Origin of the sequence: Actinomadura citrea (assembly GCF_013409045.1) — a bacterium.
In the GTDB taxonomy this organism is placed as follows: Bacteria; Actinomycetota; Actinomycetes; order Streptosporangiales; family Streptosporangiaceae; genus Spirillospora; species Spirillospora citrea.
Genome location: NZ_JACCBT010000001.1, coordinates 4,977,303 through 5,001,724 on the forward strand (window position 1 = coordinate 4,977,303; position 24,422 = coordinate 5,001,724).

Annotated in this window: 23 protein-coding genes; 16 read left to right on the forward strand and 7 right to left on the reverse strand. The window is 74.4% G+C overall.

Features of this window, described 5'->3' with window-relative positions; translation table 11 throughout:
- The first annotated feature begins 114 nt into the window (after positions 1 to 114).
- From BJ999_RS23310 to BJ999_RS23340, 7 genes are all read left to right on the forward strand, one after another.
- Positions 115 to 1,797, forward strand: a complete 1,683-nt coding sequence (locus tag BJ999_RS23310; protein WP_179835253.1) for a phosphoheptose isomerase — start codon at positions 115 to 117, stop codon at positions 1,795 to 1,797.
- The gene (locus BJ999_RS23315) at positions 1,794 to 3,404 is read left to right on the forward strand and encodes a hypothetical protein (protein WP_179835254.1); all 1,611 of its coding nucleotides are present in this window, start codon (positions 1,794 to 1,796) and stop codon (positions 3,402 to 3,404) included. The genes BJ999_RS23310 and BJ999_RS23315 overlap by 4 nt, the downstream gene beginning before the upstream one ends.
- Positions 3,405 to 3,536: 132 nt before the next feature.
- Positions 3,537 to 5,063, forward strand: coding sequence for a glucose-6-phosphate dehydrogenase (gene zwf, locus BJ999_RS23320; protein WP_179835255.1), 1,527 nt, complete (start codon positions 3,537 to 3,539; stop codon positions 5,061 to 5,063).
- Positions 5,064 to 6,155: a glucose-6-phosphate dehydrogenase assembly protein OpcA gene (locus BJ999_RS23325; protein ID WP_179835256.1), complete on the forward strand. Its 1,092-nt coding sequence runs from the start codon at positions 5,064 to 5,066 to the stop codon at positions 6,153 to 6,155.
- Positions 6,152 to 6,931: a 6-phosphogluconolactonase gene (gene pgl, locus BJ999_RS23330; RefSeq protein WP_179835257.1), complete on the forward strand. Its 780-nt coding sequence runs from the start codon at positions 6,152 to 6,154 to the stop codon at positions 6,929 to 6,931. Before BJ999_RS23325 ends, pgl begins: the two co-directional genes overlap by 4 nt.
- Before the next feature lie 129 nt (positions 6,932 to 7,060).
- On the forward strand, positions 7,061 to 8,266 hold the full coding sequence (locus tag BJ999_RS23335; RefSeq protein ID WP_229810300.1) for a L,D-transpeptidase: 1,206 nt from the start codon (positions 7,061 to 7,063) through the stop codon (positions 8,264 to 8,266).
- A 43-nt stretch (positions 8,267 to 8,309) separates the two neighbouring features.
- Entirely contained in the window at positions 8,310 to 8,642 is a 333-nt protein-coding gene (locus BJ999_RS23340; RefSeq protein WP_179835258.1) for a cupin domain-containing protein, read from the forward strand.
- A gap of 75 nt (positions 8,643 to 8,717) precedes the next feature.
- Here the strand turns inward: BJ999_RS23340 and BJ999_RS41415 are convergent, their stop codons facing one another.
- The gene (locus tag BJ999_RS41415; RefSeq protein ID WP_218935188.1) at positions 8,718 to 11,360 is read right to left on the reverse strand and encodes a serine hydrolase; all 2,643 of its coding nucleotides are present in this window, start codon (positions 11,358 to 11,360) and stop codon (positions 8,718 to 8,720) included.
- Between the two features lie 183 nt (positions 11,361 to 11,543).
- Between BJ999_RS41415 and BJ999_RS23355 the strand changes: the two genes are divergently transcribed.
- The 3 genes from BJ999_RS23355 to BJ999_RS23365 are packed head-to-tail and all read left to right on the forward strand — an operon-like array spanning position 11,544 to position 13,841.
- Entirely contained in the window at positions 11,544 to 12,746 is a 1,203-nt protein-coding gene (locus tag BJ999_RS23355) for a sensor histidine kinase (protein ID WP_229810299.1), read from the forward strand.
- A complete protein-coding gene (locus tag BJ999_RS23360) occupies positions 12,727 to 13,155 on the forward strand; it encodes a pyridoxamine 5'-phosphate oxidase family protein (RefSeq protein WP_179835260.1) in 429 nt (142 codons plus the stop codon). The genes BJ999_RS23355 and BJ999_RS23360 overlap by 20 nt, the downstream gene beginning before the upstream one ends.
- Positions 13,156 to 13,175: 20 nt before the next feature.
- On the forward strand, positions 13,176 to 13,841 hold the full coding sequence (locus tag BJ999_RS23365; protein ID WP_179835261.1) for a response regulator transcription factor: 666 nt from the start codon (positions 13,176 to 13,178) through the stop codon (positions 13,839 to 13,841).
- Here the strand turns inward: BJ999_RS23365 and BJ999_RS23370 are convergent.
- Positions 13,838 to 15,334 (reverse strand): MDR family MFS transporter, encoded by a 1,497-nt coding sequence (locus BJ999_RS23370; protein WP_229810329.1) that lies wholly within the window; start codon positions 15,332 to 15,334, stop codon positions 13,838 to 13,840. The genes BJ999_RS23365 and BJ999_RS23370 overlap by 4 nt on opposite strands.
- A gap of 92 nt (positions 15,335 to 15,426) precedes the next feature.
- Here BJ999_RS23370 and BJ999_RS23375 point away from each other — a divergent pair, with 92 nt between their 5' ends.
- The 4 genes from BJ999_RS23375 (at position 15,427) to BJ999_RS23390 (ending at position 18,134) form a co-directional block, all read left to right on the forward strand.
- The gene (locus BJ999_RS23375) at positions 15,427 to 15,882 is read left to right on the forward strand and encodes a MarR family winged helix-turn-helix transcriptional regulator (RefSeq protein ID WP_179835263.1); all 456 of its coding nucleotides are present in this window, start codon (positions 15,427 to 15,429) and stop codon (positions 15,880 to 15,882) included.
- A gap of 147 nt (positions 15,883 to 16,029) precedes the next feature.
- Positions 16,030 to 17,160 carry a sensor histidine kinase gene (locus BJ999_RS23380; RefSeq protein WP_179835264.1) on the forward strand — a complete coding sequence of 377 codons (1,131 nt, stop codon included), beginning with the start codon at positions 16,030 to 16,032 and terminating at the stop codon, positions 17,158 to 17,160.
- A complete protein-coding gene (locus tag BJ999_RS23385; RefSeq protein ID WP_179835265.1) occupies positions 17,157 to 17,831 on the forward strand; it encodes a response regulator in 675 nt (224 codons plus the stop codon). The genes BJ999_RS23380 and BJ999_RS23385 overlap by 4 nt, the downstream gene beginning before the upstream one ends.
- Positions 17,832 to 17,921: 90 nt before the next feature.
- A complete protein-coding gene (locus BJ999_RS23390) occupies positions 17,922 to 18,134 on the forward strand; it encodes a hypothetical protein (RefSeq protein ID WP_179835266.1) in 213 nt (70 codons plus the stop codon).
- A 10-nt stretch (positions 18,135 to 18,144) separates the two neighbouring features.
- Here BJ999_RS23390 and BJ999_RS23395 read toward each other — a convergent pair whose 3' ends face one another.
- Complete coding sequence (locus BJ999_RS23395; protein WP_179835267.1) at positions 18,145 to 18,516, reverse strand: VOC family protein; 372 nt, start codon at positions 18,514 to 18,516, stop codon at positions 18,145 to 18,147.
- A gap of 121 nt (positions 18,517 to 18,637) precedes the next feature.
- The gene (locus BJ999_RS23400; protein ID WP_179835268.1) at positions 18,638 to 19,183 is read right to left on the reverse strand and encodes an AAA family ATPase; all 546 of its coding nucleotides are present in this window, start codon (positions 19,181 to 19,183) and stop codon (positions 18,638 to 18,640) included.
- 180 nt (positions 19,184 to 19,363) lie between these two features.
- Here BJ999_RS23400 and BJ999_RS23405 point away from each other — a divergent pair, with 180 nt between their 5' ends.
- The gene (locus tag BJ999_RS23405; protein ID WP_179835269.1) at positions 19,364 to 19,978 is read left to right on the forward strand and encodes a hypothetical protein; all 615 of its coding nucleotides are present in this window, start codon (positions 19,364 to 19,366) and stop codon (positions 19,976 to 19,978) included.
- 10 nt (positions 19,979 to 19,988) lie between these two features.
- Here BJ999_RS23405 and pdxR read toward each other — a convergent pair whose 3' ends face one another.
- The gene (gene pdxR, locus BJ999_RS23410; RefSeq protein WP_179835270.1) at positions 19,989 to 21,377 is read right to left on the reverse strand and encodes a MocR-like pyridoxine biosynthesis transcription factor PdxR; all 1,389 of its coding nucleotides are present in this window, start codon (positions 21,375 to 21,377) and stop codon (positions 19,989 to 19,991) included.
- Positions 21,378 to 21,423: 46 nt separating this feature from the next.
- On the opposite strand from pdxR, the gene BJ999_RS23415 reads away from it, so the two are divergent.
- Positions 21,424 to 22,152 (forward strand): phosphodiesterase, encoded by a 729-nt coding sequence (locus BJ999_RS23415; RefSeq protein ID WP_179835271.1) that lies wholly within the window; start codon positions 21,424 to 21,426, stop codon positions 22,150 to 22,152.
- On the opposite strand, the gene BJ999_RS43675 is transcribed toward BJ999_RS23415, so the two are convergent.
- Together BJ999_RS43675 and BJ999_RS23425 are read right to left on the reverse strand one after the other, a co-directional pair.
- Positions 22,149 to 22,925 carry an IclR family transcriptional regulator gene (locus BJ999_RS43675; RefSeq protein WP_179835272.1) on the reverse strand — a complete coding sequence of 259 codons (777 nt, stop codon included), beginning with the start codon at positions 22,923 to 22,925 and terminating at the stop codon, positions 22,149 to 22,151. The genes BJ999_RS23415 and BJ999_RS43675 overlap by 4 nt on opposite strands.
- 22 nt (positions 22,926 to 22,947) lie before the next feature.
- Positions 22,948 to 24,417 (reverse strand): dihydroorotase, encoded by a 1,470-nt coding sequence (locus BJ999_RS23425; protein WP_179835273.1) that lies wholly within the window; start codon positions 24,415 to 24,417, stop codon positions 22,948 to 22,950.
- Between the last annotated feature and the right edge of the window lie 5 nt (positions 24,418 to 24,422).

Genomic DNA, 24,422 nt, shown 5'->3' on the forward strand with positions numbered 1-24,422 from the left:
CCGGCCGTGTCGACTCCGTGCGACCGGCCGGATCCGGGACGCGACCAAGAAGATCGATGGAGATGGTCGCGAATGCCCATTCTCTCCTGAAACGATGGGGGCCGGGAGGGAACGGTGTCAGGATTCGACGTACTCACGCGCGGCGACGTGCTCGACTCCGCGCTGCAGGCGCGGGACTACCTCGTGAGCTGCGGCGTCCCGGGTGCGCTGGCCGCCAAGGACCCGCAGCTGTGGGGGCGGCGGGCGGTCGACCACAGCCGGCTGGGCTGGCTCGACCTGCCGTTCGCCTCGCGCGGCCTGCTGAACCAGGTGGGCGGTCTGGTGTCGGAGGCGCGGTACTCCGGCCTCGACCATGTGGTGCTGATCGGCGTCGGCGCGGAGAGCCTCGCCGCGCAGGCCATCGTGGAGGCGCACGCGCCCGCGCTGGCGGGCGCCGGCGGCGCGGGCGAGCGGCCGTCCGGCGAGCTGACCGTCCTGGACGGCGGCGACACCGCCGCGCTCGCGTTCGCGATGGAGCGGCTCGACCGCACGCTGGTCGTGCTGGCCAGCAAGTCGGGGGTGTCCCTGGAGGGCGACGCCTACCGCCGGATCTTCGCGGCCGCGTTCCGGGAGCGGGGCCTGTCGGAGCGGGAGATCGCCGGCCGGTTCCTCGTCATCACCGACCACGGCAGCCCGCTGCACGACTTCGCCCGCCAGTGCGGCTACCGGATCGGGCTGACCGACCCCTATCTGCCCGGGCACTACGGCGCCCTGTCGGCCTACGGGCTCGTCCCGGCCGTGCTGGCGGGCGCCGACGCCGACCGGCTGCTGGAGGAGGCGGCGTCGCTGGTGCCGTCGCTGTCCAAGGACGAGGACAACCCGGGACTGCTGCTCGGCGCCGTCATCGGCGGCTGCGCGCAGCAGGGGCCGGGCGGGCTCGCCCGCGACAAGGTGCTGCTGCGCGAGCCGGGCGGGCCGGGCGCGCTGAGCGCGTGGATCTCCCAGCTGCTCGCGGTCGGCACCGGCAAGCGGGGGCGCGGCGTGCTGGCCTTCGAGCCGCCCGGCGGGCGGGGCGACTTCCCCGACGTGCACGGCGTGTCGGTCAATCCGCGCTCGGCGGCGCAGGACGAGTCCGACACCTCGGTGTGGGCGCCGCTCGGCGCGCAGTTCCTGCTGTGGGAGTACGCGACGGCGGTCGCCGGATGGCTGCTCGGCGTCAACCCCTTCGAGGCGGGCAGCACGGTCGTCCAGGAGGCCGAGGACGACGCCGCCACGCTGCTGCGCACGGTCGCGGGCGGGTCGCTCACGGCGGAGCGGCCGGTGTACGTCGAGGACGACATCGAGGTGCACGCCGACTTCCCGTGGCCGCCCGGAGCCGAGCTGCAGACCGTCCTCGGCGGCCTGGTCGCCTCGGTGCCGTCCGACGGCTACCTGGCGGTGATGACGTACCTGTCCGGCGACTTCTCCGGGCGCTACCTCGCGCCTTCGCTGGCCCGCGCGTCCGGCCGCCCGGTCGCCTACGGGCCGGGGCCCGGCTACCCCCACGCGACGGGCCCGGTGCACAAGGACGGTCCGGGCAACGGCGCGTTCCTGATCATCACCGGCGACCCCGCGCCGGGGGACGCGCTGGCCGCGCACCCCGTCCCGGGGCGCCCCTACAGCCTGGCGCAGCTGCAGATCGCGCGCGCCCTCGGGGAACTGCGGGCGCTGCGCGCGCGGCGGCTGCCGGTCATCCGGCTGCACCTGCGCAACCCGGTGGACGGCGCGGCGCGGCTGATCGAGGCGGTCCGTGCGGTGGCGGGGGCGCGCAGACCGTGAGCTTCACCGCCGTCGTCTCGGGGGAGACGGCCATCACCGCACGCGGTGCGCTGAGGGAGGCCGCCGAGCGGGTCATGGGCCGGTTGTGGATCGACCAGGTGCCGGTCCGGCTCGCCTCGGAGGACCCGTCGCTGTGGCCGTCGGCCGCCACCGCCGGCGTGGAGGGCCGCCCGCTGTGCTGGCCCGGGCAGCCCGGCCCGGGACGCGCGGTGTTGGACCGTGCCGAACGGCTGCGCGCGCGGGCCCGCGAGGACGGGCTGACCGACGTGGTGCTGCTCGGCGGCGGCGCCCCGGCCCGCGCCGCCGAGCTGATCGTCCGCGCCCGCGGGCCCGCCGCGCCGGACGGCGCCGGTTCGCTGACGGTGCTGGACGGCCCGGACCCCGGGCCGCCGCTGCGCGTCCGGGAGGACCCGGAGCGGCTGAACCGGACGGCGTTCGTGGTGACCGGCGACGACCCGGCGACCGAGGCGCTGCGCGAGGTGTTCGCGGAGGCGCTGCGGGAGGAGGGCCTGTCCCCCGCCGGGATCGCGCGGCGGTTCGTGACGGTCGCCGAGCCGCGCGCGGCGGCGGCCAAGCACGCGACGGAAGCGGGGCACCCGCTGGTGGAGGCCCCGGCGCCCACCGCGTTCGGCGCGCTGTCCCCCTACGCGCTGGTGCCCGCCGCGCTCGCGGGCGCCGACGTCGGGGCGCTGCTGGTGGAGGCCACCGCCGTCCTGCCGTCGCTCACGCGGCCGGAGAACAACCCGGGGCTCGTGCTCGGCGCCATCCTCGGCGGCGCGGCCCGGGCCGGGCGGGGGACGGCCGTGCTCGGCGGCTACCCGGCGGCGCTGCCGGGCATCGCGGGGTGGGCGGCGCTGCTGCTGCGGGAGGCGGCCCGCGGCCGGCTGGCGCCGGTCGTCCAGGACGGGGGCCTGCCGCTGCTGCCCGACGACGACCTGTTCCTGCTGACGTTCGACGGCCGCCCGCACCAGGACGACGCCACCGTCGCCGGGCCGCTCGCCGCGCAGCTCGTCGTGTGGGAGTACGCGGCCGCCGTGGCGTCCTACCTGCTGGAGGCCGACCCGCTGGCGGCGGAGCGGCCCGCACCGATGACGCTGGACGACGGGATCGGCGAGCCGCTGTTCGCCGACGGCGACCCCGGCCGGGCGGTCGAGGCCCACACGACCGTCCCGGCGCTGGCCGGCGCGTCCGGGCTCTCCGAGCTGCTGGACGCGCTGGCGGGCCGGGTCGGGCGGGGCGAGCACCTCGCGCTCGTCGCCTACCTCGACCCGGACGGGGCGCGCGGCCAGGGCGCGCAGGTGCGCCGGCTCGCCGCGCTGCTCGCCGCCCGCTGCGGGCGGCCGGTACGGGTGGACTGGGGCGCGCGGCCGCCCGCGACCGGAAATGATCACCCGGACGGATGCGTTTACCTTCTGGTGACCGGGAACGTCGTCCGCGACGTGCCGGTCCCCGGCCGGCACCACAGGCTCGGCATGCTGCAGCTCGCGCGGGCGCTCGGGGACGCCCGCGACGCGCACGCGGCGGGCCGCCCGGTGGTCCGGCTCCATCTGCAGAACCGCTGGGCGGGGCTGACCCGGCTGCTGGACGCCGCCAGAGGGGGCACATGAGCGCTCACACCGGGGCCGGCGGAGACCGTGGCCGGACAGGGGGCGATTCCCAGTTGGGGCCCGCGATACGAGTTGGGGCAGGATGCTTGCAGCAGTAGTCGAAGAAGGCGCAGTGCGACCAGAGGGGGCCACGTGACCAACACAGCCAATCCGCTCCGCGACCCGCGGGACAAGCGCCTGCCGCGGGTGGCCGGGCCGTGCGTGCTCGTGCTGTTCGGGGTCACCGGGGACCTGTCGCGCAAGAAGCTCCTCCCGGCGATCTACGATCTGGCGAACCGAGGGCTGCTGCCGCCGGGCTTCTCCCTGGTGGGATTCGCGCGGCGCGACTGGGAGAACGAGGACTTCCGCCAGATCGCCTACGAGTCGGTCAAGGCCCACGCGCGGACCCCGTTCCGCGAGGACGTGTGGACGCACCTGATGGAGGGCATGCACTTCGTCCCCGGCGAGTTCAGCGACCCGGGCGCGTTCGACGCGCTGGCGATGGCGGTCAAGGAGCTGGACGAGAGCCGCGGCACGGGCGGCAACTACGCCTTCTACCTGTCGATCCCCCCGAAGTTCTTCCCGCAGGTCGTCGAGCAGCTGCAGCGCAGCGGCCTCGCCGACCGCGAGGAGGGCTCGTGGCGCCGGGTCGTCATCGAGAAGCCCTTCGGCCGCGATCTGAAGACCGCGGTGGAGCTGAACGACACGGTGCACCGCGTCTTCCCCGAGGAGGCGATCTTCCGGATCGACCACTACCTCGGCAAGGAGACGGTGCAGAACATCCTGGCCCTGCGGTTCGCCAACACGATGTTCGAGCCGATCTGGAACCGCTCCTTCGTCGACCACGTGCAGATCACGATGGCCGAGGACATCGGGATCGGCGGCCGGGCCGGGTACTACGACGGCATCGGCGCCGCCCGCGACGTCATCCAGAACCACCTGCTCCAGCTGCTGGCGCTCACGGCGATGGAGGAGCCGACGTCGTTCAGCGCCGACGCCGTCCGCGCCGAGAAGGCCAAGATCCTCTCCGCGGTGCGGGTGCGGGGCGACCTGGCCCAGTCGACCGCGCGCGGGCAGTACGCGGCGGGCTGGCAGGGCGGCGTGAGCGTCCGGGGGTACCTGGAGGAGGAGGGCATCCCCGCCGACTCCCGCACCGAGACCTACGCGGCCGTCAAGCTGGAGATCGACAACCGCCGCTGGGCGGGCGTCCCGTTCTACCTGCGCACCGGCAAGCGGCTGAGCCGCCGGGTGACGGAGGTGGCGATGGTGTTCCAGCAGGCCCCGCATTTGCCGTTCTCGCACACCGACACCGAGGAGCTCGGGCAGAACGCCCTGGTGATGCGGGTGCAGCCGGACGAGGGCATCACGGTCCGGTTCGGCTCGAAGGTGCCCGGCACCTCGATGGAGATCCGCGACGTCAACATGGACTTCGCCTACGGCGAGTCGTTCACCGAGGCCTCGCCCGAGGCGTACGAGCGGCTGCTGCTGGACGTGCTGATCGGCGACCCGCCGCTGTTCCCCCGGCAGGAGGAGGTCGAGCTGTCCTGGAAGATCCTCGACCCGATCGAGGAGTACTGGGCCAGCCGCGGCGGCCTCGACCAGTACAAGGCCGGCGGCTACGGGCCCGACAGCGCCGACGAGCTGATGGCGCGGGACGGCCGAACCTGGAGGCGGCTCTAGATGAACATCGATCTGACCGGCACGACGACCCGCAAGATCCAGGACGCGCTGACGCAGTCCCGGCATCTGATGGGCGGCCCGGCCGTCGGCATGGTGCTCACACTGATCATCGTGACGGACGAGTCGGCGCAGTACGACGCGGTGCGCGCCGCGACCGAGGCGGCGCGCGAGCACCCCTGCCGGGTGCTGACGGTCATCTCCCGCGACCCGCGGGGCAGCTCCTCGCGGCTCGACGCCGAGATCCGGATGGGCGAGACCGGCCCCGGCGAGACCGTGCTGCTGCGCATGTACGGGCCGCTCGCCGAGCACGCCGACTCCGTCGTCGTGCCGCTGCTGATGCCCGACACCCCGGTGGTGACGTGGTGGCCCGGCGGCAAGGTGCCGAAGGTGCCCGCCAAGGACCCGCTCGGCCGGCTGGCGCAGCGCCGGGTGACCGACGCCTACGCGGCGCGCGACCGGCTCGGCACCCTCGCCCAGCTCGCCGAGGGCTACCGGCCGGGCGACACCGACTTCACCTGGACGCGGCTGACGTCCTGGCGGTCGCTGCTGGCCGCCGCGCTCGACCAGGAGCACGACGAGATCACCGCGGGCGAGGTGATGGCCGAGCCGGACTCCCCGAGCGCGGAGCTGCTGGCGGCGTGGCTGTCGGTCCGGCTCGGCGTCCCGGTGGACCGGTCGGTCTCCGAGGGCCCCGGCATCACCGGCGTCCGGCTGGCGACGACGAGCGGCGACCTCCTGATCGACCGCCCGGACGGGCGGGTCGCGACGCTGAGCCGTCCCGGGCAGCCCGACCGGCAGGTGTCGCTGATGCGGCGGCCGATGGCCGAGCTGCTGGCCGAGGAGCTGCGGCGCCTCGACCCCGACGAGGTCTACCGCGACGCCGCCGCCCGGTTCGCCAAGGACCTGGCGGGCGGGTCGCAAAAGCCGGGCGTGGCGAGCGAGCCGGTGTCGGCGACGTCCAACGCGGCCGCGACGGGCCCCGCCAAGAAGCAGGCCGAGTCCAAGCAGCCGGCGTCCAGGCAGCCCGCGTCCAGGCAGGCGGAGTCCAAGCAGCCGGCGCGCAAGGGGCGCGGCAAGTCGGGGGACGCGTGACCGCCCCGGACGTCCTGGTCCACCGCGACCAGGCCCTGCTCGCCCAGGCGGCCGCGGCCCGGCTGGTGACGCGGATCGCCGACGCCCAGGCGGCGCGGGGCTCGGCGTCGGTCGTGCTCACCGGTGGCGGCGTCGGCACGGCGGTGCTCGCCGCGCTGGCCGCCGCCGGCGCCCGCGACGCGGTCGACTGGGGCCGCCTCGACGTGTGGTGGGGCGACGAGCGCTTCCTGCCCGCCGGGGACCCCGAGCGCAACGAGACCGGGGCGCGGGAGGCGCTGCTCGACCGCGTCCCGCTCGACCCGGCGCGGGTCCATGCGATGCCGGCGGCCGACGGCCCGGACGGCGACGACCCGGAGGCCGCGGCCGAGCGGTACGCCGCCGAACTGCGCGCCGCCGCCGGGGCCGGCGGCGGCCCGGTCCCGGCCTTCGACGTGCTGATGCTGGGCGTCGGCCCCGACGCCCATGTGGCGTCGCTGTTCCCGGAGCTGCCGGCGCTGCGCGACGAGGGCGCGGTCACGGCGGTGCGGGGCGCCCCGAAGCCGCCCCCGACCCGGATCTCGCTGACGTTCCCCTCCCTGCGCGCCGCGGACGAGGTGTGGCTGCTGGCGGCGGGCGAGTCCAAGGCGAAGGCCGTCGGGCTCGGGCTGGCGCCGGACGCGGACCCGTTCCACGTCCCGTGCGCCGGGGCTCGCGGCCGGAACCGGACCCTGTTCCTGCTCGACCGCGCCGCCGCGTCCGAGCTCCCGCCGGGCATGGGGCGCCTCACGTCCCCTTGAACCCCGCTTGAAGGCAGGCCCGTACACCTGGGAGAAGACTGAACAGTTGCGGTGCTCCCGCATGCCTTGCGCGAAAGCGTGCATACCCTAACCGAGGGACAACCCGCGTCGAGCGTGAGGAGTTCTCAGGTGCTCAAGGGTCGGGCCGGGACGGTGGGTGCGGCGGTCGCCGGCGCGGTGGTGATCGCCGCCGCGGGCTGCTCGTCCGGAGGTGGCGGCGGAGGCAGGGGCGATGGCGGCGGCAAGGCCGAGGACGCGGTGAAGCTCGCCGTCACGCCCGCCACCGGGACGCGGCAGGCGGCCCCGGACAAGCCGGTCACCGTCACGGCGGACAACGGCAGGCTCACCAGCGTGACCCTGACCTATGGCAAGAAGGGCACGAAGGCCGACGGGAAGCTCGCCCCCGGCGGGAAGTCGTGGACGTCGTCCTGGACGCTGCGGCCGTCCACGACGTACACGGTCACGGCCAAGGCCACCGGCGACGGCGGCAAGCAGGCCACCACGACGTCCACGTTCACGACACTGACGCCCAGCAAGAAGCTGGAGAGCGGCATGTCGCCGCTGGACGGCGAGAACGTCGGCGTCGGCATGCCGGTCCAGCTGCTGCTGTCCAAGCCGGTCAGCACCAAGGCCGGCAAGGTGGCGGTGGAGAAGGCCCTTGAGGTCCGCATGTCCAAGCCGGTCGAGGGCGCCTGGTACTGGGTCGGCGACAAGGAGGTCGACTTCCGGCCCCGCGACTACTGGCCCGCCGGGCAGAAGGTGAAGGTCGTCGCGCATCTGGCGGGGCTGAAGGCCGGCGAGGGCATGTACGGGATGAAGGACCGCAGCGTCGGCTTCACCGTCGGGCCGCGGCACATCACCACCGTCGACGCCAAGAAGCACCGCGCGACGGTGACCGACGGCGGCCGCACGGTGCGGACGATGAAGGTGAGCCTCGGCAAGCCGGGCCACGACAGCTACAGCGGCACCATGATCGCGCAGGAGAAGGCGGCGCACATCGTCATGGACTCGGCCACCACCGGCGACCCCGGCGAGTACCGGATCCCGACGAAGTGGAACGTCCGCCTCACCTACAGTGGAACGTTCATCCACTCGGCGCCGTGGTCGACCGACGCACAGGGCAACGACAACGTCAGCCACGGGTGCGTGAACGCCTCTCCGGGCGACGCCAAGTGGTTCTTCGACTTCACCAACCGGGGCGACGTGGTGAAGGTGACGGGCACGTCGCGGCAGCTCCGGTTCGGGAACGGCCCGACGCCGTGGGCCAAGTCCTGGGACGCCTGGCTGAAGGGCGGCGCCCTCGGCAAGCCGGTCATGGGCACGCCCCTCACCTGAGGTCACCGGCGCCGTCCACGACCGCACTGGCACACTTGGTGCCATGCAGAAGCTCTCGTTGGACGCACGGGTACGGGACCTGATGAAGCGCGCCGCCGCGGCCTCGACCGGGCGCGGCGCCGACACCGTGTACGGCGGGCACGAGCACGTCCTGCGCCAGACGCTGATCGCCATGACGGCGGGCACGTCGCTGGCGGAGCACGAGAGCCCCGGCGAGGCGACGATCCTGGTCATGCAGGGACGCGTCCGGCTGGTGGCCGGCCAGGACACCTGGGACGGCATCGCCGGAGACCTGCTGATCATCCCGAACGCGCGGCACAGCCTGGAGGCACTGGAGGACGCCGCGGTGCTGCTCACCGTGGCCAAGTCCGGCTGACCCGACGGCGCCGGGCCGGGCCGCCCGATGTCGGGTCGGCCCGGCCCGGCGCCTCCGGCAGGAGGGCGCTCGGTCTCAGGCGCAGGTGAGGTCCCGCGCGGGAAGGCGACCGGTCAGCAGGTAGTCGTTGACGGTGTCCATGACGCAGGTGTTCGGGTAGCCGCGCTGGTAGGGCGCGTGGACGTCGGCGTCCAGCGTGACCATCCGAGAACCGCGCAGCAGCCGGTGCAGCGCCTGGTTGCCGGCGTAGGTGGTCCGGGTGTCACCGGTCGCGGCCACCATCAGCGCGGGCAGGCGCCCGCCGACCTCGGTCGGCGGCTCGGCGGGCCGCGCCGGCCAGAAGGCGCACGGGTTGACGTTGCGGGTCAGCGGCGCGAACAGCGGGCTGGCCGACCGGTTCCGCTCGATGTCGCGCCGGTAGTACTCCGGATCGCGCGGCGCGGCCGCGTCCCCGCAGATGATGGCGGTCTGCCCGCTCCCGTACACCGACTCGGCGCCGGTGAGCAGGAACGCCAGTTCCTCGTCCAGGTCCTTGGTCGGCTGGACGCTCTCCCCCGCCGCGGCCTTGGCGAAGACGCGCAGCGACTCGGCCAGCACGGCCCTCGGCCCGTCCTCGTCGGTGCCGAGGTTGTCGAACAGCACGACGGGCAGCGTCGTGTCGTCCACGCGGTACCGGCCGACGGCGAGGGGCGCCTTGGCGGACGCCTCGACGAGCCCGCGCACGGTGCCGAGGACTTCGGCGCGGGTGCCGCCGAGGCCGTAGGCGGCGTCGCGCTCGGCCGCCCACGCGGCCCACGCGCCGAGCGCGTGGTCGTTGGCGCCTTCGGTTCCGGCCAGCAGGCGCGGGCCGAAGCGTGTCGGGTCGACCGAACTGTCGAGGAGGACGCGGTCGAGGCGGCCGGGGAACATCGTCGCGTACACCGACCCGAGGTAGGTGCCGTAGGACGCGCCGTTGTAGGAGACCTTCCGCTCACCGAGGGCGCCCCGGACGATGTCCATGTCGCGGGCGATGTTGCGCGTGCTGATGTGCGGCAGGACGCCGGCGTTCGTCCGCGCGCACCGGTCGGCGAGGTCCTTGGCGAACGCGGTGGCCCGGTCGAAGGAGCCGCGACTCTCCCCCGCCGACTTGATCCAGGTCCCGGAGGGCCCGCCGCAGTCGACCGCGGCGCTGCGGCCGAGCGAGCGCGGGTCCATCCCCACCAGGTCGTAGCGGGGGCCGGCCCTGCCCATGATGGAGCGCATGTAGGGCGGCATGTCGATGGCCGGTCCCGGGCCGCCGCCATTGATGATCATCGTCCCGATGCGGTGGGCGCCGTCGGACGCCTTCAACCGGGAGATCGCGACGGTGATGGTGCGGCCCTCCGGACGGCGGTAGTCGAGCGGGACGGTGACGTCCGCACACCGGGCGCCCGCCTCGTCGAGCTCCTTGCCGACCTCGTCGCCGGCGTTGAGCGTGCAGTCCTTCCACTCCAGCCGCTGGTCGTAGTAGCGGCCGAGACCGCCCGCGCCGGACGTGGCGGCGGCCGGCGCGGCGCCGGGTGCGGCGGCCCCGTCGCAGAAGGCCGTCTCGACGAGTTTCATCTGGTCGTCGAACATCTCCTTGGTGGACGGGCTCTCGTTGAGGTCGACCGTCACGCGGCGCCCTGACGGCGCGACGCCCGAGACGGTGGCGTAGCTTTCGAGCCCGCCGGCGTGCCCCCACCAGGTGCCGCCGCAGCGCAGCGGGGTCCCGATCAGGCCGAGGCCGTAGGCCGCGCCGTCCCAGACGCGGTCGGGGTCGGCGGGAACCGTCTGCTTCATCTGGGCGAGCATCGCCGGGGACAGCAGCCGGCCGCCCATCAGCGCCCCGAAGAAGACGTTCAGGTCCCGCGGGCTGGAGATCAGTGCGCCGCCGGCCCAGGCCACCGTCGTGTTCATCTCGGTGAAGTCGTCCCACCGGACGGTCCCGTCGCGCTCCTCGCGCAGGTAGCCGCGCGCGTGCGCTCCCCTGATCCGCGTCCGGTCGCCGGGCCAGTAGGTGTCGCGCAGCCGCAGCGGCCCGATGATCCGGCGCTGGACCTCGTCCTCCAGGCCGTGCCCGCTCGCCTTCTCCGCGATGAGCCCCGCGAGGACGTAGTTGGTGGTCGAGTAGTGCCAGCCGGGGCTCGGGTGCGGGAGCGTCAGCGCCCGTTCGACCAGGTCTTCGGGCTCGAAGTGCCGAAAGCGGTACCCGTCCGGGTCCGCGAAGGTGTCCATGTGGTCGGGCAGGCCACTGGTGTGCCGCAGCAGGCTCCGCACGGTGATCTTCCGGCCGTCGTAGCCGCCCCGGTCGATCAGGCCGGGCAGGTAGCGCTCGACCGGTGCGTCCAGCGAGATCCGGCCCTCCCGGGCCAGCTGGAGCACGGTCACGGCCGTGAACGTCTTGGTGACGCTGGCGATCCGTACCCGCAGGTCCGCCCGCATCGGCCGCTGCGTGCGGCGGTCGGCCACCCCGCTGCCGGCCGTCCACGTCCCGCACGCGGGGTCGTCGACGCGCACGGCGGCGCCGGTGAGCCCGTGCGTTCCCGTCATCCGTTCCAGGGCGCGCAGTGTCGCCGTGCGGTCGGTGCAGCCGGCCGGCGGCGGCTCGGCTCGCGCGGGCGCCGGGACGGCGGCGGCCGCGGCGATCGCGGCCACCGCCGCGAGCACCGCGCCCGCCCGCCTGGCGGCCCGGCGCCGCCTCGGTTGTCTGGTCGTCATGGTCTCCGACGCTAGGCGGCCGCGGGCGCGGGCACACTGCGGCGCTCACCCGGACCGGTGCTGCGGGCAGCGGGCGGCCGCGGGGTGGGGACAGCCCCAGGAGGCGCCCCGGCGACCAAAGTCGATGGCGCCGCCGACCTGCGGCCGCTGCCCGGGGCGGGCGGCATGGCTACCGTTGGGCGGGTGGACCTCCTGAGACGATCGTGGCGCGACTGGCTCGGCGACCTCGGCGCCGTCGGCGCCGCGATGCTGCTCGGCTGGGTGCTGCTCCAGGGCACGGTGGAGGACCTGCCTCCCGGGGAGACGATCGCGGTCCGCCGGGACGTGCTGATCGGCGCCTCCACCTGCGTGTTCCTCCTGCTGTTCCGGCGCCGCCATCCGGTGGCCGTCGCGGTCACGATGGTGTTCGCGCAGTGGGCGGCGACGACGACGCTCGGCACGGCGGCGATCGCGATGTACTCGCTGGCGATGCTGCGCCCCTGGCGGATCGCGCTGCCGATCGCCGGCGCGAGCCTGGCGCTGATCATCGGCCTCTTCTGGATCGCGGAGGCCGGGGAGGACTTCCTCGAGGGCAGCGTCATCTTCGCGCTGATCTACGCGGTCCTCGTCACGACGGGCATGCTGGTGCGGTCCCGGCGGCAGCTCATCGCCTCGCTGGAGGAGCGGGCCCGCGCCGCCGAGACCGAGCAGCGGCTGCGGGTCGAGGAGGCCCGGCTGCTGGAGCGCGAGCGGCTCGCCCGCGAGATGCACGACGTCCTCGCGCACCGCATCTCGCTGCTGGCCGTGCACGCGGGGGCCCTGGAGTTCGGCCCGGGAACGCCCGAAGGGCAGCGGGAGGCCGCCGGGGTCATCCGGCGGAGCGCCCACGAGGCGATGGAGGACCTGCGCGAGGTGATCGGGGTGCTGCGCGACGACGCGCCCGGCGCCGATCCCGAACGCCCGCAGCCGACGCTCGCGGACGTTCCCGGGCTCGTCGAGGAGTCGCGGCGGGCGGGGGGCCGCGTCACGCTGGAGCAGAACGTCCCCGACCCCGACCTGGTCCCGTCCCGCGTCGGGCGGCACGCCTACCGGATCGTCCAGGAGGGGCTGACGAACGCCCGCAAGCACGCGCCGGGCGCGGACGTCCGGGTCTGCGTGGGCGCGGGCGCCGAGCTGGACGTCGAGATCGTGAACGCGATGCCCCCGGGCCCGCCCTCCCTGCCCCTGCCGGGTTCCGGCACGGGGCTCGTCGGCCTGGCCGAGCGTGTGGCGCTGCTCGGCGGGACCTTGGAGCACGGCCGCACCGGCGACGGGCGGTTCCGGCTGCGCGCCCGCCTTCCGCTGCGGGCCGCGCATGGCGCCGGGACCGGTGGGAAAGGTGGTACGCATGGCAGCGAACTCCTCTGACGAGCCCGTCCTGGAAGAACTCGACCGCGCCGAGTGCATGAAACTCCTCGCCGGCGGCACCATCGGCCGGGTGGCGTTCGACGACGGCGAGGGACCGACGGTCATCCCGGTGAACTACGCCGTCGAGGGCGACTCGGTGATCTTCCGCACGTCGGCGTCGGGCCGGCTGAACCGCAACCTGCTGTCGGCGGTGACCGGCGGGGAGGTCCGGGCGGCGTTCGAGGTCGACCGGTTCGAGGAGGCCCACCACGAGGGCTGGAGCGTGCTGCTGCGCGGCGGCGCGCACCCCCTCTCCGAGGCGGAGAAGGCCGAGGTCGCGCAGGTCCGGCCGTGGCCGGGCGGCGACCGGGAGGCGTGGTTCCGGCTGGCGGCGGCGAGCGTGACCGGCCGCCGCCTGCGCCGCGGTTGAGCCGCCCCTAGGGTGGCGGGATGGACTCCCCTCCCGTCCGCGTCCTGATCGTGGACGACGACGCGCTCGTCCGGGCCGGCCTGTCGATGATGCTGGCGAGCGCCGACGACCTGAAGGTGGTCGCGGACGTCGCCGACGGCGCCGAGGTCGTCGCCGCCGTGAACCAGCACCGGCCCGACGTCGTGCTGATGGACATCCGGATGCCGCGGCTGGACGGGCTCGCGGCGACCGCGCTGCTGCGGGGTCGCCGCGAGCCGCCTGAGATCATCATCCTGACCACGTTCGACAGCGACGACCACATCCTGCGGGCGATGCGCGCGGGCGCGAGCGGCTTCCTGCTGAAGCACACCCCGCCGCCGGAGATCGTCCGGGCGATCCGCCAGGTCGCGGCCGGCGAGCCGATGATGTCCCCCGCGGTGCTGCGCAAGATGATGGCGTACGTGGCCGAGAGCGGCGCCGACCCGCGCCGGGCCCGCGCCCGCGATCTGCTGGCCCGGCTGAGCGACGGCGAGCGGGCCGTCGCCGCGCTCGTCGGGCGCGGCCGGACCAACAGCGAGATCGGCAAGGAGCTGTCGCTCAGCGTCGCCACGGTGAAGGCGTACGTGTCGCGGCTGCTGACCAAGCTGGAGCTGAACAACCGCGTCCAGATCGCCCTCCTCGTCCACGACGCCGCCCTCGACGACTAGTCCTCCGGGCCGCGCCCCGCCAGCGGGACGTGGCGGAGGAGCAGCGCCGCCGCCAGGCCCAGCGCCGCGACGGGCAGCGCGGCGACGAACAGGGTGGAGAACGCGTCCGCGAAGGCCTCGGCGACGCCGTCGCGCACCGGCGCCGGGAGCGTCTCCAGCACCTCGGGACGGACGGCGTCGCCGAACGCCGGGACCCGCCCGTCCGGGACCCGCGAGGCGATCTCCTCGGCGAACCGGTTCGACACGACGGCGCCGAAGACCGCCATCCCGGCGGCGGTGCCGAGCATCCGGCTCGCGAAGACGCCCGAGCTCGCCGCGCCGAGGTCGCGGTGCGGCGCGGCCTGCTGCGCGATCAGCATGACGACCTGCTGGGACAGCCCTGCCCCGAAGCCGAGCACCGCCATGTAGCAGCCCGCGGCGACCAGGCCGGTGCCGGCGTCCATGGTCGCCAGCAGCGCGATCCCGGCGGCGCTGACCGCCATGCTCGCCGCGGGCAGCCGGTGGTAGCGGCCGGTCCGGTGGATGTGCTTCCCGGCCGCCATGGAGGACACCAGCAGGGCGAGCATCATCGGCAGCAGGAGCAGGCCCGACCTGGTCGCGTCCACTCCCCCGACGACCTGGAAGAACATCGGCAGGTAGGTGGCGAGGCCGAACCCGGTGGCGCCGCCGACGGCGGCGACGACGCAGGCGACGCCGAACGACCGGTCGCGGAACAGCCGCGGCGGGATGATCGGCTCGGCGGCCGTCCGCTCGGCGAGCACCCACGCGGTGAACAGCACGGCCGAGGCCGCCGCCAGCGAGAGCACGACGGGCGAGCCCCACGCGTACCGCGTCCCGGCCCAGCTGGTGAACAGGGTGAAGCAGGTCACCGCCGCGCCGAGCAGGACGATCCCGGCAAAGTCGATCCGCGGCCTTCCCCTCGGCGCCGGAAGCCGCAGGAACAGCGCGACCAGGGCGGTGGCGGCAACGCCGAGCGGCAGGTTGAGGTAGAACACCCACCGCCATGACGCGTGGTCGGTGAGGACGCCGCCGGCCAGCGGCCCCGCGATGCTGGAGACCGCGAAGACGAGCGCCGAGTACCCCTGGTACCGGGCACGCTCGCGCGGTTCGAACAGGTCGCCGGTGAGTGCGAACATCGAGCTCAGCAGGCATCCGGCCGCGGCGCCCTGGAGGGCGCGGAACACGATCAGCCAGGTCATGGTGGGCGCCGCCCCGCACGCCGCCGATCCGGCGAGGAACCCGAGCAGGCCGGTCAGCAGGACGCGGCGGCGCCCGAACAGGTCCCCGAGCCGTCCCGACAGGGGGACGGTGACGCTCGTGGCCAGCACGTACGCCGTCGACACCCAGGCGAGCCGGTCGAGCCCGCCGAGGTCCCCGACGATCGTCGGCAGCGCGGTGCCGAGCACCGTCGCGTCCAGCGAGGACATGAGCCCGGCGAGCATGAGCCCGCCGAACACCAGCTTCCGGTGCCGGCCGGTCATCGGCGCGGTCATCTCGATCACGCGCACCTCCATTTTCTATGCCTTGGACATATAGATGCTAAGCGCAGATAGATGAGTCGCGCAATCCATCTAGACTGGGAGCCATGAGCGACGAGGCGCTGGACGCCGTCGAGCGGAGCATGGTCAGGCTGCGCCGGGGCATGTCGCGGCAGCGGCTGGGCAAGGCGGCGATCCGGGACCACAACCTCCCCGTGGACGTGCAGGTCCTGCACGTCGTGGACATCGTGGACGAGGGCCCCGACCGGCCCGGCGAGGAGATGAGCGTCGGCCTTGTCGCCACCCGTCTCGGCGTCGACGCCTCGCGCGGCAGCCGCATCGTCGCCGAGGCGGTCAAGTCGGGCTACGTCCGGCGGGTCGCCTCACAGGAGGACGGCCGCCGCATCCACCTGGAGCTCACCGACGCGGGCAGGGCCGTCGTCGACGCCACCCGCCGCACCCGGCAGGAGCACTTCGCCAAGGCCATGGGCGGCTGGACGGACGAGGAGCGCTCCGCGTTCGCGCGCCTCCTGTCCCGCTTCGTCCACACCTACGAGGACTGACCGCCCGGACCGCGGTGCGGGGGTCTCGCGTCCTCCCCCGGTTGCGGTCGGGCGGCGCCTGCCTACAACCCCGGTTGCGGGTCCGGCGCGAAACGTTCGGCCGCGCGGAGGACGGCGCCGGGCCGGGCCGCCGTCTAGGCTGGCGGGATGGGTGGCAGCCTGATCCCGCTGCCGCCGCCAGGGCGCGCGCGGGACGCGGCCCTGGCGGGCGGAGTGTTCGCCGTGGTGGCCGTCAGCAGCCTGAAGTCGCTCGTCGGCCCGCGCGAGGAGCCGTGGGCCGCGACGGCGTTCGACTGGGCGCTGATCCTCCTGGCCTGCGGGGCGCTGTTCTTCGCCCGCCGGTGGCCGGTGGCCGTCGCGGCGCTGGTCCTGGTGACCACCGGCGCCTACTACGTCACCAGCCTGCACGACGGCGGGCTGATGATCGCGGTCATCGCCGCGCTGTACGCCGTCGCGGCCGGGGGCCGGCTCCAGGCCGCCGTCGTCCTCGCGGCGCTGACCGTGATCACCACCGGCGCCGGCACCCTGCTCGGCAACCGCGACGTCAACGGCGTCGCCCTCTTCATGCTGACCGGTTGGCTGGTGGCCGTGGTCGCGCTCGGATGGGTGCGGCACAGCCGGCTCGCCTACCTGCGCGAGGCCGAGCGGCGCGCCGCCGGCGAGGAGCGGCTGCGCATCGCCCGCGAACTGCACGACGTCGTGGGGCACCACCTCTCGCTGATCAACGTCCAGGCGGGGACGTCGCTGCACCGCTTCCACCGGGACCCGGCCCAGGGCGAGGCGGCCCTCGCCGCCATCAAGGCGTCGAGCCGGGAGGCCCTGCGCGACCTGCGCGCGACCCTCGGGGTGCTGCGGCAGGCCGACGAGGAGGCGCCGACCGCGCCCCCGCCCGCCCTGGACGGGATCGGCGGCCTGATCGGGACGGCCCGGGCGGCCGGGCTCACCGTGCACGGCCGCCTCACCGGCGAGGCGGAGCCGCCCACCGAGGTCGGCCTGGCCGCCTACCGCATCGTCCAGGAGTCCCTCACCAACGTCTCGCGGCACGCCGCCGCCGCGGAGGTCACCGTCAGCGTCGAGCGCGGGCCGGGCGCGCTGCTCGTCGAGGTCGCCGACGACGGCCGGGGCGCCGCCGCGCCGGCGGGTCCGGGCAGCGGCGTCGACGGGATGCGCGAGCGGGCCCGCGCCCTCGGCGGCGAGCTGACGGCGGGGCCGCGGCCCGGCGGCGGCTTCCTCGTCCGGGCCCGGCTGCCCTACGGAAACGAGGCCCCCGCACGATGATCAAGGTTCTGCTGGCCGACGACCAGGGCCTGGTGCGGGCCGGGTTCCGCTCCATCCTCGACGACGAGGACGACATCACCGTCGTCGGCGAGGCCGCGGACGGCGCCCGGGCGGTCTCCGCCTGCCGCGAGCTGCGTCCGGACGTGGCGCTGCTGGACGTGCGGATGCCCGGCACGGACGGCCTGGAGGCCGCCCGCCGGATCACCGCCGACCCGCGGCTCGACGGCGTGCGGGTGGTGATCCTGACGACCTTCGACCTGGACGAGTACGTGTACGGGGCGCTGCGCGCCGGGGCCACCGGCTTCCTGCTCAAGGACACCGAGCCGGCGGAGCTGATCCACGCCGTGCGGGTCGCGGCGCGCGGGGACGCGCTCATCACCCCGTCCGTCACCCGCCGCCTCATCGGCGAGTTCGCCGGGCGGGTCCAGGCGCCGGCCCCGGGTCCGCGGCTGGAGTCCCTCACCGTCCGGGAGCGGGAGGTGATGCTGCTCGTCGCGGCCGGGCTCAGCAACGACGAGGTCGCCGCCCGCCTCGTGCTCAGCCCCGCCACCGCCAAGACCCACGTCAGCCGCATCATGTCCAAGCTGGGCGTGCGGGACCGCTCGCAGCTGGTCGTCCTCGCCTACGAGTCCGGCATGGTCAGACCGCGCTGGATGCGACCACGGACGTAGGCGCGCCACACGCCCGCAACCGGCGGGGTAGCGCGGATGCCCGCCGCGGGCCGATGCGGCGCGGGCGGCCGCGTCCCGATCCTTGGAGCCATGAACCACACCGGCGCAATGATCGGGTTCGTGGTCGGCGGGGCCGCGGGCTTCCTGCTGACCGAGACCGTGGGAGCGTTCTTCACCTTCGTCCTGGAGCGCACGCTCGACGTCGACGGCACCCCCGTCCTGCTGGCCGCCTTCATCCTCGTGCCGGTCCTGTCCGCGCTCGTCGGCGCCGTCGCGGGCTCCCGCTTCAGAACCGGGCGGTGAGCTCCCGCGGTCAGGTCAGGCGGGCCCGGAGCAGGCAGAACTCGTTGCCCTCCGGATCCGCCAGCGGGACCCAGCTCTCCTCACCGGTCTGCCCGACGTCCACCGGCCGGGCCCCCGCGGCCAGGAGCCGCTCCAGTTCGGCGTCCTGGTCCCGGTCCGTGGCGTTCACGTCGAAGTGCAGCCGCAGCTTGCCGTTCTTCGGCTCCTCGCTGCGGCTGAGGATCAGCGTCGGATGGAGCCCGCCGAACCCTTCCGGCGGACCGATCTCGATGTCGTCGCCCTCCCGGTCCAGCTCCACGAACCCGAGCACCTCGCACCAGAACTCCGCGAGTCTCTCCGGATCGCGGCAGTCGAGCACCAGTTCACTCACCCGGCACGCCACAGTCGGCCCCCCACCACGTCCTGCAAAAGATCGAATGTCTGTCCGCCACGCTGCCAGAGACCCGCGCCGGGCGTCGAGCGGAATATCTCCAGACCGGCCGACCGGATCCCGGGCGCCCGCCCTAGAGGCGCAGCCGCAGGCGGCCGGAGGCGAGGGCGTCCGCGACCCGGGCCTCGGTCCCGGCAACGTCCTCGTGCGAGGTGTCGAGCACGTGGCGCTCCAGTTCGCCGAGGTCGGCGAACTGGTCCCACATCGCCAGGACCGGATGGCGGTCCACCAGCGCGCCGGGCACGGTCCGCGCTTGGGCCCGGGCGAGCGCGACGTCGCGGCTCGGGCGAAGGGCCGCGTAGTGGAACGGCACCGCAGGGTGCAGCCGCGCTCGCGTGCGAAAGTGATCGAGCATCCACGGGCCGACGATTCCGTCGACGACGGTGACGAAGCCGCCGGTCGCGTACGTGAACGCCGCGCCGGCGATCGCGTCCATGACGGTCTCGTTCTGGGCCCGCGACGCCGGCTCGTACGGCGGGATCGCACCGGCCACGATGTAGTCCCAGAAGTCGTCCGTGTGCAGATGGACGGCCTTCTGGTGGCGGTGGGCAATGCGGGCCGCGACCGTCGACTTCCCCGCTCCAGGCGGGCCGGTCAGGACAACGACGCTGCTGGGCATGTGATCAGCCTAGAGGCGGGCGGAGGGACACCGGGGACCAGGCGGGTCAAAGAAGGTGACGGTGCGCGGGTCAGAAGTGGGTCGCGGGGACGCCAGGGAGGCCGGTCCTCACGGTAAGTGATCGGTTCATCGCCCTCGGGAATGGGGAGCGTGATGTCGATCCCCCGAGAGGAAGCGCACATGCCGGCTCAGCGCCTGGTCCAAGGACAGCCCCCGACCCGCGAGCCGATCCTGCTCGTCCACCAGGTGTCGGGGACGTTCCTGCAGAGCGAGAACCAGTCGACGACGACGCTCAACGACGAGGTGCAGAACGAGAACCACTGGCCGCTGCCGTCCGACAAGACCGTGCGGTGGCGGCTTTACGAGATCAGGCTGCGCGGCGGCCGCTCCGTCTACCTGATGGAGCACCAGGTCAACGAGCACGTCCTGACGTTCCGGCCGGGGTCCGGGCCCGGGAGCATCCCGGGCCTGTCACCGATCCTGACCACACGGGAGGGGCGGACGGGCAGCCCGCCGCAGCACTGGAGGTTCGTCCCGGTGCCGGGCACGGGCGCCAACTACTGGGGGATCGTGCCGGACCAGTATCCCGGCTACGCCCTCGGCCTGTACAACAACCACGTCGCCGACGACCAGTGGGTGGTGCCGACCCCGACCTGGGGCGGGCCTCCGACGCTCTTTCACGCGTGGTCGGCCGTCCCCACCACCATCCCGGCAGGGGACGACGACGAGGAGGAGGACGCACGGCTGGTCGGTGAGGACGAGGGCGCGGCATCCGAGCCGCGCACCAACATGTGAACGGCCCGGGTCAGGCCTGGGCGAGCACGGCGCAGAGGGCGTCCAGGGCGGCCGGGTAGGCGGCGCCGACCGGGGTGCTGTAGCCGACGACGAGGCCCTGCGGGCGTTCGCCGGGATCCTGCCAGTGGTCGCGCAGAGGCATGAGGGCGAGGTCATGGAACGCGGCGCGGCGCATGACCTCGCCCTCACCCTGCCCGCCGTCCGGGAGCAGCACCAGGGCGTGCAGGCCGGCGGCGACCCCCTGGACCCGGACCCGCGGGACGCGGTCGCGGAGCGTCTCGACCAGGAGGTCGCGGCGGCGCCGGTAGCGCTGGCGGGCGGCGCGGACGTGCCGGTCGTAGGCGTGGGCGGCGATGAGGTCGGCGAGGACGAGCTGGGCGAGCGACGGGGTGTGGGCGTCGGCGAGGCGCTTGGCCTCGGCGAAGGGCTCGACCAGGTGCGCGGGCAGGACCAGCCAGGCCAGGCGCAGCGCCGGGGCCAGGGTCTTGGACGCGGTACCGCCGTACACCACGTGCTCGGGCGCCGTCCCCTGCAGGGCGCCGACCGGCTGGCGGTCGTAGCGGAACTCGCCGTCGTAGTCGTCCTCGACGATCGTGCCGCCGGTGCCGCGGGCCCAGGCGGCGAAGGCGTGGCGGCGGTCCGGGTGGAGGGTCGCGCCCGTCGGGTACTGGTGCGCCGGGGTCAGCACGGCCGCGCCCGCCGGGCCGAGCCGGTCCGCACGTGCGCCCCGCTCGTCCACCGGCAGCGGGACGACGGCGAGCCCGGCGCGCCGGACGATCGCGCGGTGGAAGGGATGTCCCGGCTCCTCCATCGCGATCGACTCCGTGCCGAGGTCCCGCAGGACGGAGGCCAGGAGGCCGAGGGACTGGGCGTAGCCGGACGTGACCACGATCCGGGCGGGGTCGGCGTGCACGCCCCTGGCCCTGCCGAGGTATCCGGCCAGCGCCTCGCGCAGCTCGCGGCGCCCGCGCGGGTCGCCGAGCGCGTGCACGTCGGGCGGGGCGGACGCGAGGACGCGGCGCGTCGAGCGCAACCACGCCGTGGCGGGGAAGGTGCTCAGGTCGGGCCGCCCGGGCAGCAGGTCGTGCGCCGGCGCCTCGGCGGACGCCGGTTCCGCGGGCGCGGGCGCCGGTGCGGGGCCGGCCGCGACCCGCGTTCGTCCGCCGGGAACGGCCGTGAGGTAGCCCTCCGCCGTCAGCTGGTCGTAGGCGGCGCTGACCGTCCCGCGCGCCAGGCCCAGCTCGGCGGCCAGTGCGCGGGTCGACGGGACGACGTCGCCCGGGGCCAGCCGCCGGGACCTGATCGCTGCGCGGAGGGCGCGTTCGAGTCCGGCGCGGCGGCCCCCGGAGGGGTCGACGTCCAGATGCAGGTCGACCGAACCGGACCAGTCTTTGCGCATGGCACTGGATCTTAATACTGGTCCGGTCGGCGCCTAGATTCGCGGCATGATTGTTTTCGCGCAGCTCAGCGACACCCATCTGGACGGCGGCGAGGGCCCGGCCGAACGCGCGGCCCGCGTCATGGACCACCTGAACGGCGTGCCGGTCGACGCCGTCCTCGTCACCGGGGACATCGCCGACCACGGCGAGCCCGCCGAGTACGAGCAGGCCCGCAAGGTCCTCGCGTCGGGGCATCCGGTACTGACCTGTCCCGGCAACCACGACAGGCGCGGCCCCTACCGGGAGGTCCTGCTGGACGAGCCGCCGGACGGCGGCCCGGTCAACCGCGCCCACGAGATCGCCGGGGCCACCTTCCTGATGTGCGACTCGACCGTCCCCGGCGAGGACCACGGGCGGCTCGACGACGAGACGATCGGGTGGCTCGACCGGCGGCTGGCCGCGGCGCCGGACGCCCCGGCGTTCGTCTGCTTCCACCACCCGCCCGTGCGGCTCCAGATTCCGTACGTGGACGGGATCCGGCAGTTCGGCGAGCGGCGCCTGGCCGAGGTGGTCCTGCGCCACCCGCAGGTCGTGGCGGTGCTGTGCGGGCACGCCCACACGGCGGCGGCCACGACCTTCGCGGGACGGCCCCTGCTCGTCGCGCCCGGCGTCGTGTCGACCCTCCGGCTGCCCTGGCAGGAGGGCGACATCGCCGACCTGGACGCTCCCCCGGGCGTCGCCTTCCACGTCCTGGACGACGAGGGGCGCCTGAGCACGCACTACCGCACCTTCTAGCGGTGCGCGGTCCAGGTCCGGGTGATCTCCTCGGCGGCGTCGCGGACCAGCGTCCGGTACCGCTCGACGGCCTCGGGGGTGAAGCGGTGCCGGGGCCCGCACACGCTGATGGAGCCGTGGACCTCGCCGTCCGGGCCGAAGAGGGGCGCGGCGACCGACCCGGCGTCGGCCTGCCGCTCGCCGAAGGAGACGCCGACGCCCTCCCGGACCGTCTCGGCGAGTTCGGCGCGCAGCGCAGGCCCGCCGGTGACGGTCCGGTCGGTGAGCGCCGCCAGCGGGCGGGCCAGCACGGCCTCGCGCCGCTCCTCGGGCAGGAACGCGAGGATCACCCGGCCCGAGGAGCCCGCGTGCAGCGGGAACCGCCGCCCGACCTCGACGGTCATCTTGACCTCGCGGGGGCTCTCGAACTGGTCGAGGTAGACCCGCTCGTCGCCGACGAGCCCCGACAGCGTGGTCGTCTCGCCGGTCTCGTCCCGCAGCCGGCGCAGCACGGGCGCGGCGGCGGTGCGGACGTTGAAGCGCCGCAGCGCGCTCACGCCGAGGGCGACGGCGGCGGGCCCGAGCCGGTAGCCGGACGTGCCCGCCTCCAGCATCTCGCGCGACACGAGCGACTGCAGGATGCGGTACACGACGGCCTTGGAGATGCCGAGCTCGCGACCGATGGCGGTGACGCCGAGGTACTCGGGCCCGCCGGCGAACAGCAGCAGCACGTCGGCGACGCGCCCGGCGACCTCGGTTCCCCCCGGGGCCGGAGCGGCGGTCTGGTTGGTCACTGGACGATCCTAGGGAATGGGATCAGCGGCCGCGGTGGAGGTAGCGGCCGGCGGGGGCGCCGGTGATCTCGCCGTCGGCGTAGACGCGGCGGCCGCGCACGAAGGTGTCGGTGACCCGCGCGGTCATGGCGAAGCCCTCGAACGGCGTGTACTCCTGCGTCGACTCGGAGTCGGCGGCGCGGACCGTCCAGGACACGTCCGGGTCGACCAGGGCGATGTCGGCGTCGTACCCCTCGGCGATGGCGCCCTTGTTGAGCAGCCCGTAGCGCCGGGCGGGGTTCCAGGACGTCAGCCGGGCGACGCGCTGGAGCGGCAGGCCGCGCTTCAGTCCCTCGCCCACGAGGCCGGGCAGCAGGTACTCGGCGCCGCCGAAGCCGGACTTGGCGAGGAAGACGTCGTCGCGGTCGGCGCCGAACTTCATCTCGTCCCGGCAGCAGGCGTGGTCGCTGACGACCCAGTCGACCTCGCCGGCGAGGACGTGCCGCCACAGCGCCTCGACGTCGGAGCGCTCGCGCAGCGGCGGGTTGACCTTGCCGCCCAGGCCGTGCGCGGTGTCGACGTCGGCGAGCAGGTGCCCGATGGTGACCTCGCGGCGGAAGTCGATGTGCGGGAAGGCGCCCGCCATGGTCAGCGCGGCCGACAGCGCCTTCTCCGACGACAGGTGCAGCAGGTTGATGTTGGGCAGGCCCGTCTCGTGCGCGAGGTAGGACGCGATCGTGACGGCGAGGCCCTCCGAGTGCGGGGGCCGGGACGCGCTGTAGGCGCGCAGCCCGGTCAGCGACCCGTCGCGCTCCACCATCCTGGTGTACGCGGTCATGATCTCGGCGGTCTCGCAGTGCAGCGACAGGGAGATGTGCGGCGCGTACTCGGCGAGCTGCTCGCGGGCCTTCTGGACGCCGCGCATGACGAACTCGAAGTGGGCCACGTCGTAGCGCTCGTCCGGCGGCGTCATGAGGAAGTCGCTCTGGCTGGACGAGCGCCCGTGCAGGCCGTGGCTGCCGTAGAACATGAAGATCTTGAACGAGGTGACGCCGTGCTCCTCGACCAGGTAGGGGATCTCCTCGATGTGGCGGGCCATCATCGGCGCGAGGTGGAAGGCGTAGTCGACGTAGGCGTTGCCCTGTGCGGCGCCGAGCACCTCGGGGAAGAACTCGCGGTACGGTCCTCCCCTGTTCAGGTAGTACTGGCCGGTGCGCATGTAGGTCAGGGCCGTGGTGACGCCGCCCTGCGCGGCGGCGCGGCTCTCGGTGCGGGTGTCGGTCGCCAGCTCGTTGTAGATGCCCCAGTGCTGGTGGGCGTCCACGACGCCGGGGAAGGCGAGCCGCCCGCGGCCGTCGACCACGGTGGCGGCGTCGTCGTCCGGCAGCCCGGGCGCGACCCGCGCGATGGCGCCGTCGTTCACGGCGATGTCCAGGGGTTCGGGCTCGGTGCCTTCGGGGGCGTCGGGGCGGACCACCCGCACGTTCTTCAGCAGCAGCTCGGTCGTCGCCATGGTGG